The organism is Janthinobacterium sp. PSPC1-1, assembly GCF_049897625.1.
Lineage (GTDB): Bacteria > Pseudomonadota > Gammaproteobacteria > Burkholderiales > Burkholderiaceae_D > Janthinobacterium > Janthinobacterium tructae.
In genome coordinates this window covers 60,373-72,575 of sequence record NZ_JAFCWP010000005.1, presented here as the reverse complement: position 1 = coordinate 72,575, position 12,203 = coordinate 60,373, and the positions used below count along the sequence as shown (strand labels likewise).

The following is a 12,203-nucleotide window of genomic DNA, read 5'->3' as shown; positions in this document are numbered from 1 at the left end:
ACAAGCATGACTCTCTACGCCCGCACCCCCCACGCCAGCCTGCCCGACGCTGGCGAGGAGAGCAACAAGCGCCATTTGTTGCTGGCCATCCTGATCGCCGCCACGGTTTACCAGGCCGTGCTGTGCTTTGTGCACACGCATTTCTTCAAGGCATCGACGGCGCTGGTGGCGTTTTCCGAGCTGTGCATCTACGTCACTTGTGCCGTGCTGCTGTTGCGCCGCATCGAACTGTCTTTCGTGGCCATCCTGACCCTGATCGCCTCGTATTTGCTGCTGCTGGCCTTGCTGCGCAGTTCGCTCGATCCCAAGGGTTTCCGCGACATTATCATCCTGGTGCTCTTCTATTTTCTTGGGCGCAATTTCGGTGACGAGAAATTCGCCGACCGTCTGTTGAAGATCATTATCTATATCGTGCTGGCGGTGGGCTTCTTCGAGTTGCTGCTGGTCGACGTGTATTCCAAACTGTTCAATGTGTATTCGTATTACCTGGCGCAAGGCAATATCTCGACCAGTACCAACTGGGCTGAAGGCAGCACCCTGGCGCTGAACGGCATTCGCCCGGCCGGCATCGGCCGCACCATCCTGCCTTTCCTGCTGGGCAGCCATCGCGTTTCGTCCGTATTTCTCGAACCTGTCTCGCTCGGCAACTTTGCCGTGATCGTGGCGGCATGGGGCTTGTCCAAGGGCCGCGAGCAATGGCGTTCGATGGCCTTTTTCCTCGGCGCCGCCGCCATCATGATCACCCTGGCCGATTCGCGCTATGGCCTGGTGACTGTGGGCTTGATGGTGCTGATGCGCCTGCTTTTTTCGGGACGCGGCAATCGCCTGGTGATGATCCTGCCTTTCGTGTGCGCCGTCATCTTGATCCTGTTCGGCCTGTACTACGATGGGCGCTACAGTGACAACATTCCTGGCCGCTTGTATTCGAGCGGCATTACCATGGTGCGTTTCGGCCCGGCTGAAATTTTCGGACTGGCCGGCTACAACATCAACTTCGGCGATATGGGTTATTCCATCATCCTGACGCGCTTTGGCCTGTTTGGCTGCGTGGTGCTGTGGATCGGCCTGTGGATGATCAAGATGCGCGACGAACACGGCGAGCGCTTCCGTACCTATATCGTTATCTATATGTCGCTGATCCTGTGCATCAGCGGTACCTCCCTGTTCGCGCTGAAGTCGGCCGGCGTCCTCTGGTTCTTGCTCGGCTGTTGCGCCGTGCGAGACAAGAAATGGCTGGCCTCTCCGCTGCGCTCCGGCCAATTTGTTGCCGGGAAAGCCCATTATGCCGATTAAAGTTGCACATGTTGTTCGCCAGTACTATCCATCGATCGGTGGCATGGAAGATGTCGTACAAAATATTGCCCATTACCAAGCCCGTTGCCACGGCCACATTCCCACCATCATCACGCTGAACCGCGTATTCGTGAACCCGGCCGACATCCTGCCGGCGGAAGAGGTGGTCAATGGCGTGCGCGTGATCCGCATTCCCTACTCGGGTTCTACGCGCTATCCGTTCTCGCCCGGCGTGGTGCGATTGCTGGGCGACTATGACGTGGTGCACGTGCATGGCGTCGATTTTGCCTATGATTACCTGGCCGCCACCAAGTGGCTGCACCGACGTCCGCTGGTTGCCTCCACCCATGGCGGTTTCTTCCATACCAGCTTTGCCTCGCGCCTGAAGACGATCTTCTTCCATACCGTCACGCGCGCCACCTCGCACGCCTATGCGCGCGTGGTCGGCACCAGCGACAACGATGGCAATCTGTTCGGCAAGATCATCAAGGCGCCGCGCCTGACGGTGATTGAAAACGGCGTCAACGTGGAAAAGTACCACGCCAAGGGCTCCACCACGAAGTTGCCGTGCATCATGTATTTCGGGCGCTGGTCGTCGAACAAGGGTTTGAAGGAAACGCTGGACCTGTTTGCCGGACTGGCCGCGCGCCATCCTGAATGGCGCCTGGTGATTGCCGGGCGCGAGTATGACCTCAGCCGCGCCGACCTGGAAGCGCTGGCGCGCGAGAAGGGGATTGCCGAACGAGTCAGCATCGTCGCCAATCCCAGCGATGCGCAACTGGCCGAGCTGATGTCGCAGTCGAGCTACTATATTTGCCTGTCGCGTCATGAAGGCTTTGGCATTGCCGCCATCGAAGCGATGAGCGCGGGCCTGACGCCCGTGCTCAGCGATATTCCACCATTTCGCAAGCTGCTGGAAAAGGCGCAGCTCGGTATCTTGCACACTGGCGACGTGGCGCAGACGGTGGTGGCAATTGCCGCCGCGCATGCGCAAGACCAGGATGCGTACGCGGCGCGGCGCATGCAATTGCAGCATTTTTCCGAGCAGTACAGCTGGAATCATATCGGCGGGCGCTACGTGGCAATCTATGAAGAACTTCTGCGCAAGCGAAAATAAGCTGGCGTCAAAGATTTTTCCTGACCGGAACTGTGGTGTAAACGGTAATTGTTTCAGGCCGCATGTCATAATGTGCGGACAATAAAGATTAATTTAATTATAATAGTGCTGCGCGGCGGTGTATTGACGCACCGATCGCAGGAGCAGCCGAGACGGCTATGTTTTTCCCTCATAACCGGTGAGCTATCTCAGTGAACAAGAAAATCGATTCAATCTCCGGCCTGGCCGGTTTTGCCGCCCTGATGGTGATTTACGCCCACATGGGGAGCGAAGGATTTTTGCGCCTGTCGCACCATTTCAATAACCTGGGCGTGATGATTTTTTTCTCGCTCAGCGGCTTTCTCTTGTCCTACCTGTATATCGACAAGAAATTCTGTGCCGAGGACGTGACTGCCTACAGCCTGGCGCGCTTTACGCGCATCGCGCCCGCCTACCTGTTCACGATCCTCGCGTCCTTCGTCATCTTCACTTTCTTCGACCCGCAGTTCGAGTATCAGATCGGCGCGCACAATTTGCTGCGTCATCTGTTGTTCATTGGTAACGAGTCTGTCTTCTGGACGATAGGCCCGCAAGTGCAGTTCTACGTCCTGTTCCTGCTGCTGTGGAGCGCGACGGCGCACTATGTGTCGACCAAGAATGCCATGCCACTGATTTTTATCGTTTTCGCCTGCGTGCTGCTGATCATGCTGCGCCGCAGCCTGCCGGGCACGTTTGTGGGTGCCAATTTGCACTACTTTGCCTTTGGCGTGCTGGCCGGCGTGGTGCGCCGGAAGATGCACATTGAATTTCACCAGCCGCAGTTGATCAATATCATCCATGTGAGCTTGTTGCTGATTTTCCTGGGCGTCGAATGCGGCGTCATCCAGCTCAGCGAGCGCATGACCCATGAAAACCTCAGCACGCTGGTGATGGCGGTGCTGGTGGCCTTCTTTATTTTCGTCTTTTCCTTCGATTCCCTCAGCGCGCGTCTGCTGTTCGGCAATCCCTTGCTGCGGCTGATGGGGAGCCTGAGTTTTTCACTGTACCTGCTGCACATGCCAGTGCTGTACTGGGTCAAGAAACTGTATCCGGACGAGATTGCCCATCCCGTCGTCGTCGCGCTGACTTTCGTGCTGATCATTGCGCTGGCAACCCTGTACTTCTATACGGTGGAACGCTATTGCGCGCTGGCCGTGAAAAACCTCGGCAAGAAGTACGCCGGACGCATCGAGGGCATGTTCACGCGCCTGGGCGTCAAGAACAAGGCCGCCATCGGCTGAAGCCATGTCCACTTTTTTATCTCTTTTTACTGATCGAGCACCGACTTGAAAATTTTGCTTGTGTGTGCCGCCTTTCCTCCCCGCGGCAAAGGGGGCGGGCCGGAAGGTTCGTTCATGATCGCCAGCGGCTTGCTGGCCCAGGGACACGAGGTGCGCGTCGTCACTGTTGGCGACGCCGCCGGCGTGGAACAGTACAAGGGCGTGGAAGTGCATATCATGCGCTCGCCGAATGTGTACTGGGACTACTTTTTTACCAAACGCCCGGCAGCCTTGAAGATGTTGTGGCATGTGCTGGAAAATTTCAATCCGCGCGCCTACTGGCGCTTGCGCCCGCACGTCAAGGCTTTCCGGCCCGACGTCGTCATGACGGTCAGCATTGAAAACATCAATGTGGCAACCTGGTTGCTGGCGCGCATGCACAAGGTGCCCGTGGTACACGTCATCCAGAGTTACTTTCTGGCTTGCTGGCGTGGTGGCCTGTTCAAGAACGGCGCCAATTGCACGGGCCAGTGCGGCAGTTGCAAGGTGTTGTCTGTGGGAAAGAAACCGATGTCGCACCTGGTGGACGGAGTCTTTGGCGAAACGCGTTTTGTTGTCGATCAACATCTGGAACTGGGCTACTTCAAGCATGCCACTTCGGCCGTCATTCCCGGTCCCGTGTTCCCCATCGCGGGGCGGGTGCCCAAGGCGCGCGACGGCAAGCTGGTCGTTGGCTACATGGGCGTGCTGGCGCCGCACAAGGGTGTCGACGTGCTGGCCGATGCGGCGCGCCTGATGGGACCGAACAGCAATGTGCGCTTCCTGATCGGCGGCACGGGCGAGGACGAAGCGTATGTGGCCAGCCTGCGTGAAAAATTCGGCGATGCCGACGTCGAGTTCATGGGCTGGGTCAAGCCCGATGACGTCTATCCGCTGTTCGACGTGCTGGTGGTGCCGTCAAAGTGGAAGGAGCCGTTTGGCCGCATCGTCGTCGAAGCGCTGGCCTACGGCGTGCCCGTCATTTGCGCGCGTTCCGGCGGCATCGCCGAGAGCATCCGCGAAAACGAGAATGGCTACACCTTTGCCTCGGGCCAGCACGACGAGCTGATCACCTTGCTACGCGACGTGCTGGAACCGGACGAGCCTGCGCGCATGCGCCTGGCGCAAAATGCGCTGCAGCATTCGCACCGCTTCGATATCGGCACGATCGCCGCGCGCATCAGCGATTTCGTCAGCGCGACCGTGGCCAGCTACAAGGCACGCCCGTGAGCGGGGCAGCAGCATGAACGAGAGCAAAGCCGAAGGCAACGTCAAGGCGCCTGGCATGGCGTCCGGCTCCTTCTGGGCCGTGCTCGACAATCTGGCTCAGCAGGGCTTGTCCTTCATCATCTTCGCCATCCTGGCGCGGCTGCTCAACCCTGCCGAATTCGGCTTGTTGACGATTGCCCATTTGTTCATCCTGTTCTCGCGCCTGGTCGTGCTCGACGCACTGGCCATGCCCGTGATACGCGCGAAAGAACCCGATGACGGCGCCTACTCGGCTCTGTTCTGGCGCTGCACGGCAGCCGGCCTGTTGCTGTGCGCCTGCATGTTCCTGAGCGCCGGCCCCGTCTCGGCGCTGTTCAGCGCACCATCGCTGGCGCCCGTGCTGCAAGGCATGAGCCTCTCCATCCTGTTCTTCGGCATGGTGCGTTCCTACGAAGCGCGGCTGGTGCGGCAGATGCAATTCAAGCAGCTGGCCATCCGCTCCACCGTGTCCGTCATGCTGGGTGGCGTGCTCGGCATTGCACTCGCCTACCGTGGCTGGGGCGCCATGTCGCTGGTGGTGCAGCAAGTGATGGCAGCCGGGCTGGCACTACTGCTGGTGGTGCTGCAAAGCGGCTGGCTGCCCAGCCTGGCGTGGCGCGCGCGGCCCAGCCGCTACTGGCATGATGTGCGCCAGGTTAGCGTCTCCGGCATCTTGTCCTTTGCCAACAGCAATGGCGATTCCTTGCTGGTGAGTATCTTTTTGGGGCCGTATGCGACCGGACTGTACAACCTGGCCAAGCGCCTGACTTCGGCCGTGTACCTGGTCATCACGGCGTCGCTGCTGCGCGTGTCGCTGCCCGTGTTCGCCGCCGCCAGCGGCAAGCCCGAGCAGCTGCGCCAGGCTTACCTGCAATTGCTGGCGATGATGCTGTTCCTGATGCTGCCCATGCTGCTGTTCCAGGCCGCCCTGGCCGAGCCGCTGGTGGCAACGGTATTTGGCCAGAAATGGTTGGCTGCCAGTAGCACCATCGCCGCGCTGGCACTGCTGTATTGCCTCTCTTCGGTAGCGGAACTGAACAACTATGTGCTGTTTGCCCTGGGACACAGCCGCTGGCCGCCGCTGCTCGGTATCTTGCAGCTGAGCCTGGCCGTGATCCTGGCCGCCTGCTTCAGCCAGTATGGCTTGCTGGCGATGAGCTTGTCGTTTGCCGCCGCCTACCTGCTGATGTTGCCGTGGTCGCAGCACCTGGCATGCAAGTCCATGGACTTGCCCTGGACTACTTTCCTGGTGGCGCTGCAGCCTGTCCTGGCGGGCGCTGCGGCACTGTTGCTGACCTTGTACGCGATGGCGCGCTGGTGGCAGGGCAGCGCCATCGTGCTGCTGGTGCTGGCCCTGTTTGCCGGCGCCATCGCCTATCTGCTGCCGATGTTGCTGCTGGGGCGCGCGCTGCGCGGCACGGCAGGGGGCTTTGATCCATTCTCACTGCTCAGGCAATTACGCAATTTGAAGCACCGCGGCGCGGCCGCGGATTGAAGGAGGCGCACAAGTACCATGGAAGCACCAGAAACCATCAACATCAGCCGCTTTCCCGTGCTGAGCACGACGCGCGAGTGGCTGGCGCAGCACTTGCTGGGCGTCATCGCGCGTGGGGAAAAGACGGCGCTGTTTTTTGCCAATACCAACTTTATCGTGAAGAACCGCTTCGTACTGGAAGCTGATCCCTCGCGCCGCTACCTCATCGTCAACGATGGTGTCGGCATGGATATCGCCGCCAGGCTGATGCAGGGGCGCCGTTTCGCTGCGAATCTGAATGGCACCGATTTCACGCCGTATTTGTTCGCGCAAAGCGCGCAGCCGCTGCGCGTGTTCATGCTGGGCGCGCGACCCGATATCCTGGCCAAGGCAGTGACGCATGTGCGCACGGTGCTGGGGCAGGACGTCGTCGGCAGTTGCGATGGCCATGCCGGCATCGGCAGTGCGCCCGATCTGGTACAGCAAATCAATGCGACGCGCGCCCAGGTCGTGCTCGTGGCGATGGGCAACCCTATCCAGGAGCGCTGGATACTCGCACATCAGGATGCCCTGGACGCCAACGTACTGGTGGGCGTGGGCGCGCTGTTCGACTTCTGGTCCGGCGGCAAGCGGCGCGCGCCTGCTTTTGTGCAGCGCATCCACATGGAGTGGTTTTACCGTTTGCTGCAAGAGCCGCGCCGGCTGCTGCGACGCTATACCTGGGACATCCTGGTATTCTTGCGCGAATGCGCCAGGTACCGCTGACGCGGTCGCCAGCAAAGATGACAGTCTGTCATGTTGCAATGCGCAAAAAATAATATGAAAAAGGTAATAGTGTTGCCAAATTGGTGATATTCTATCGCTTCGGGTAGGCGCAAGCAGAGTTCGGCGTCCCCATAGACATTGGAGCGTGAAATGAAAGCAATGATTTTGGCCGCAGGAAAGGGGACGCGCGTGCGCCCGCTGACCTATGACTTACCCAAGCCCATGATCCCCATCCTGGGCAAGCCCGTGATGGCCTATCTGATCGAGCACCTGGCCAAGTATGGCGTGCGCGACATCATGGTCAATGTCAGTTACCTGCATGAAAAGATCGAAGAGTATTTCGGCGACGGCCACCAGTATGGCGTGCAGATCGGCTACTCGTTCGAAGGCTATATGACCGATGCCGGCGTGGTGGTGCCGCAGCCGATAGGCTCGGCCGGCGGCATGAAGAAGATCCAGGAATTCGGTGGCTTTTTTGACGATACCACCATCGTCCTGTGCGGTGATGCGGTGATCAACCTCGACATCCAGTCGGCCCTGTTCGAGCATCGCCGCAAGGGGGCGCTGGCCAGCGTGATCACGCGCGAAGTACCGTGGGACAAGGTGTCGAGCTATGGCGTGGTTGTCAGCGACAAGGATGGCCGCATCAAGGCGTTCCAGGAAAAGCCCAGCCAGGAAACGGCGCTGTCGAACCATGTCAGCACCGGCATCTATATTTTCGAGCCTGCCGTGCTGGACTTGATACCCAAGGACACGGTCTTCGACATCGGCTCGGACTTGTTTCCCTTACTGGCAGAAAAAGGCTTGCCTTTCTACGCTCAGTCGCGCACGTTCAACTGGATCGATATCGGCAACATCAAGGATTACTGGGAAGTATCGCAAAGCGTCATGATGGGGGAAGTGGCCCACATGGACGTGCCTGGCGTACAGTTGGAAGAGGGCATCTGGGTGGGCTTGAATACGAGCATAGAGTGGGAAGGCACGCACATCGAAGGGCCCGTGTATATCGGCTCGGGCTGCAAGATCGAAGCGGGCGCCACCATCATCGGCCCCACCTGGATCGGTCATGGCAGCCATATCTGTTCCGGTGCGCGCGTGGTGCGCAGCGTACTTTTTGAATATACGCGCGTGCTGCAGAACATTGCGCTGGAAGAAGTTATCGTCTTCAAGGAGTACAGTGTCGACCGCAACGGAGAGATGAAACACGTGTCCGAATGCCTGACCGATCAATGGTCGAACGCGCGCGACCGGCGCAGCAAGCGCCGCAGCCCCGTTGAACTTGCATTATCGAAATAAATAGAGGACGTCCACCATGAAGATTTATCCCGTCATCCTGTCCGGCGGCGCCGGCAGCCGCCTCTGGCCCCTGTCGCGCGCAGCGCTGCCCAAGCAGCTGTTGCCGCTGGTATCAGATAAAACCATGCTGCAGGAAACGGCGCTGCGCCTGGCTGGCTGGCCGGAGATGATGGCACCGTTGCTGATCTGTGGCGACGAGCACCGTTTCCTGGTGGCCGAGCAGATGCGCGATATCGCCATCGAACCGTTGGCCATCATGCTCGAATCGGTGGGCCGCAACACGGCGCCGGCCGTCGCCGCCGCCGCCTGGTATTTGCAAGCGCTCGATCCGCAAGCCATCATGCTGGTGTTGCCAGCCGATCACGTCATTGAAGACCGGGCGGCCTTTCATGCGGCCATCGAAAATGCGCTCCAGGCCGCCTCGCAAGGCGCGCTGGCCACCTTCGGCATCGTGCCGACGGCACCGGAAACGGGGTATGGCTACATCCGTCGCGGCGCAGCCATCGCGGGCAGCGAAGCGTGCTACCAGATTGAACGTTTCGTGGAAAAACCCGATGCGCAGAGCGCGGCCGGTTTTGTTGCCAGCGGCGACTACTTCTGGAACAGCGGCATGTTTCTCTTCAGCGCCGCCAGCTATTTGCAGGAATTGACGCAATTCCAGCCCGCCATGGCCGACGCTACCGAAGCGGCAGTGCGCCTGGCTTACCGCGACCTCGATTTCTGCCGCCTGAGCGAGAAGGAGTTCGCCGCCTGTCCCGCCGACTCCATCGATTATGCCGTGATGGAACACACGAGCCGCGCCGTGGTCGTACCGGCCGATATCGGCTGGAGCGACGTGGGCTCCTGGTCCGCGCTGCACGAGGTCTTGCCGCGCGATGCAGCCGGCAATGCCGTGCGCGGCGATGTGTATCTGGACGACGTGAGCAATTCGCTGGTGCGCGCCGAAAGCCGCATCGTGGCGCTGATCGGCGTGCAGGACGTGGTCGTGGTGGAAACCGCGGACGCCGTGCTGGTGGTGCACAAGGACCAGGTGCAGCGCGTCAAGCAAGTGGTTTCCCACTTACAAAGCACGGGCCGTACCGAGCATTTGCAGCACACTAAGGTGTATCGTCCATGGGGTTGCTACGAAGGCATCGACCTGGGCGACCGTTTCCAGGTCAAGCGCATTACGGTCAATCCTGGCGGCAAGCTGTCCCTGCAGATGCATCATCACCGCGCCGAACACTGGATCGTCGTCAGCGGCACGGCGCAGGTGACGTGCGGCGATGAAGTCAAGTTGCTGAGTGAAAACCAGTCGACCTACATTCCTATCGGCATGACGCATCGCCTGGAAAATCCCGGCCGCCTGCCGCTGCACCTGATCGAAGTGCAGTCCGGCAGCTACCTGGGCGAAGACGATATCGTGCGCTACGAAGATGTCTACAAACGCGTCTAGTACTTAAGCCCGCATGGGGCGCCAGGGCGACGGTTCTGGCGTTCCGAGGTTTTCATCGGGCAGCATTTTCCGGCAATATCGCTTGGTAAAGCAACGTCTTTCAAGGTAGATTAGCAACATGCCGCAAGCGTTTCTTGCCCCTTTGACCAGTACAGGCCAGTCTCTCCGCTTTGAAATACCTGCTCTTACCCTTGCTCGCCAGCGTCCTGGTGCAGGCCGATGCCCGCGCCCAGTTCGTCGCCCCTGCCATGTCGCCGGCGCTATCGGCCGGGCAGCTGGCGCTGGTGGTCAACGACGATGAGCCCAATAGCGTGGCCATCGCCGACTATTATCGGCAGGCGCGCAATATACCGGCAGCCAATATCGTTCACGTGCGCATCGCCAATCGTCCGCATAAGCTCAGCGCCGTCGAGTTCGCCACTCTGAAAAAGCAGATCGACAGCCAGCTCAGCCCTGAAATCCAGGCCGTGCTGATGGTCTGGACGGCGCCGTACGCCGTCGAATGCAATTCCATCACTGCCGCCTACACCTTGGGCGTCGATGCGGGACTGTGTGCACGCAGCTGCGGCGCGGGTCAGCCCAGCCCCTATTTCAATGCCGCGCACGGCCTGCCGTATGCGCAATACAAGATGCGCCTGAGCATGCTGTTGCCCACCGAATCGGTGGCGCAGGCGCGCCAGCTGATCGAGCGTGGCGTCAGCGCCGGTTTTCGCCTGCAGGAAGCGAATGCGTATTATTTGACGACCGGTGAAACGGCGCGCAACAGCCGTGCGCCTTTTTTCCCGCCGGCAGGACGTTTGTCGACAAAAAAACTGAACATCAAACGCCTGCGCGCCGACGAGCTCGACGGCGCAACGGACATCATGGTCTACCAGACGGGCATGGCGCGCGTGGCCAAGCTCGACACGCTCAAGTTTGCACCGGGCGCGCTGGCCGATCATTTGACGTCGTATGGCGGCGACTTGTTGGGAACGGGGCAGATGAGCAGCTTGCGCTGGCTCGAGGCGGGCGCCACGGCCAGTTATGGCAGCGTTAGCGAACCGTGCAATTACTGGCAGAAGTTTCCGCAACCGACGGTGCTGCTGCAGCGCTATCTGTCCGGCGATACGGCGATCGAGGCTTACTGGAAGAGCGTGGCCTGGCCGGCGCAGGGCATCTTCATCGGCGAGCCGTTGAGTACACCATACCGACGCTGACAGGTATTACTTAGCTGCTGCGGCGGCGCAGCGCCAGGCTGACGAGGGCCAGTCCGGCCAGCAGCATGGCCCAGGTGGATGCTTCCGGGACGGCCGGGATATTCGGATCGACCGGCGTCACCACCGGTGGCGTGACGACGGGCGGCGTGACGACGGGCGTCTCTGGCGTCTCCACGCCCGCGACGGGCGGATTGGTGCCAAACACGCCAGGGTCGCCGGAAGCGCCGCCAGTGGCGCCGGGGCTGACGAAGCTGGCAGCTGCCAGGCGTTCGGTGCCGCCAGCATTCGCCGCAGGCCAGCCGACCCAGCCAGCTGGCGCGAATGGCTGCAACGTTGATGCCGTATTGAAACTGTCCGTACCCGTGCTGGTCAAGGCGCCAGGTATGGAAGAGAGCGGACGGCTGCTCACGCTGGTGAACTCCAGTGCATCCGATGGCAAGCGTTTCACGCCGGTCTTGGCATCGTCGCTGGGCAGGCTGCGGTGGTAGGCGGCATCGTCACCGACGCTGCTGACCGGGCCGGGACCGACGCCATCATTCTTGAATTCATCGTAATTGATATCGCCATTGGACAGGCTGCATGGGCTGTTCACGCCTTCCATGCTGACGTTGGATGCGCCCTGGCCCTGCGCTTTCGTGTTTCCATCTTGCATGGACTGCGAGCAATTCGGTTTTTTGCCAGGCGGCACGGCTTGCGGATTGACATAGTAACCAGCGTAGGTATCCGCCTGGGCCGGCAGCAGGGGCAGCAGCAGAGATCCTGCAAGCAACAGTGTCGAGTATGAAGGGTAACTATTTTTTCTCATGATCAATCTTTCCTATCTCTGCTGTTTGCCCGTTGCCGCGGCTGCTGTTTGTGCTGGCGGTAACTGAGGCCTGTTTGCCCCCAGCTGTTTACCTAGCGCAAGCAAATGGTAACATACTTGTACTCTACGCAATTTCCCATAGCTTATTTTTATTATCATTTCATACATTTATGCATACTTTTATGCAACAAAATAGTGTGTGATAGACCAGCTTGTCATTCCTGTACGTGCAAAGTGCATGCATTCCCGTCAACTTTTGTCATCAAGCTGTCACGCTTGAATATTACTATGACTCAA

The 12,203-nt window shown here is 59.8% G+C and carries 10 protein-coding genes; 9 read left to right on the top strand and 1 reads right to left on the bottom strand.

From position 1 onward, the window contains the following. Window positions 1-6: 6 nt before the first annotated feature. The 9 genes from ACP7EG_RS16955 to ACP7EG_RS16915 all read left to right on the top strand — a co-directional run bounded on the left by ACP7EG_RS16955 (window position 7) and on the right by ACP7EG_RS16915 (window position 11,101). Window positions 7-1,293, top strand: a complete 1,287-nt coding sequence (locus ACP7EG_RS16955; RefSeq protein WP_426088561.1) for a polysaccharide polymerase — start codon at window positions 7-9, stop codon at window positions 1,291-1,293. Beyond that, on the top strand, window positions 1,283-2,410 hold the full coding sequence (locus ACP7EG_RS16950; protein ID WP_426088560.1) for a glycosyltransferase family 4 protein: 1,128 nt from the start codon (window positions 1,283-1,285) through the stop codon (window positions 2,408-2,410). The genes ACP7EG_RS16955 and ACP7EG_RS16950 overlap by 11 nt, the downstream gene beginning before the upstream one ends. A gap of 191 nt (window positions 2,411-2,601) precedes the next feature. After that, window positions 2,602-3,669 carry an acyltransferase family protein gene (locus tag ACP7EG_RS16945; RefSeq protein WP_426088559.1) on the top strand — a complete coding sequence of 356 codons (1,068 nt, stop codon included), beginning with the start codon at window positions 2,602-2,604 and terminating at the stop codon, window positions 3,667-3,669. A gap of 45 nt (window positions 3,670-3,714) precedes the next feature. Further along, the gene (locus tag ACP7EG_RS16940; protein ID WP_071078893.1) at window positions 3,715-4,917 is read left to right on the top strand and encodes a glycosyltransferase; all 1,203 of its coding nucleotides are present in this window, start codon (window positions 3,715-3,717) and stop codon (window positions 4,915-4,917) included. Window positions 4,918-4,930: 13 nt separating this feature from the next. Next, window positions 4,931-6,430, top strand: a complete 1,500-nt coding sequence (locus ACP7EG_RS16935; protein WP_426088558.1) for a lipopolysaccharide biosynthesis protein — start codon at window positions 4,931-4,933, stop codon at window positions 6,428-6,430. An 18-nt stretch (window positions 6,431-6,448) separates the two neighbouring features. Then, complete coding sequence (locus ACP7EG_RS16930; RefSeq protein ID WP_426088557.1) at window positions 6,449-7,174, top strand: WecB/TagA/CpsF family glycosyltransferase; 726 nt, start codon at window positions 6,449-6,451, stop codon at window positions 7,172-7,174. A 150-nt stretch (window positions 7,175-7,324) separates the two neighbouring features. Continuing rightward, window positions 7,325-8,470, top strand: a complete 1,146-nt coding sequence (locus ACP7EG_RS16925) for a sugar phosphate nucleotidyltransferase (RefSeq protein WP_426088556.1) — start codon at window positions 7,325-7,327, stop codon at window positions 8,468-8,470. Between the two features lie 16 nt (window positions 8,471-8,486). After that, window positions 8,487-9,905: a mannose-1-phosphate guanylyltransferase/mannose-6-phosphate isomerase gene (locus ACP7EG_RS16920; RefSeq protein ID WP_426088555.1), complete on the top strand. Its 1,419-nt coding sequence runs from the start codon at window positions 8,487-8,489 to the stop codon at window positions 9,903-9,905. A 191-nt stretch (window positions 9,906-10,096) separates the two neighbouring features. Continuing rightward, window positions 10,097-11,101 carry a TIGR03790 family protein gene (locus ACP7EG_RS16915; protein ID WP_426088554.1) on the top strand — a complete coding sequence of 335 codons (1,005 nt, stop codon included), beginning with the start codon at window positions 10,097-10,099 and terminating at the stop codon, window positions 11,099-11,101. A gap of 10 nt (window positions 11,102-11,111) precedes the next feature. Here ACP7EG_RS16915 and ACP7EG_RS16910 read toward each other — a convergent pair whose 3' ends face one another. Then, the gene (locus ACP7EG_RS16910; RefSeq protein WP_426088553.1) at window positions 11,112-11,906 is read right to left on the bottom strand and encodes a PEP-CTERM sorting domain-containing protein; all 795 of its coding nucleotides are present in this window, start codon (window positions 11,904-11,906) and stop codon (window positions 11,112-11,114) included. Between the last annotated feature and the right edge of the window lie 297 nt (window positions 11,907-12,203).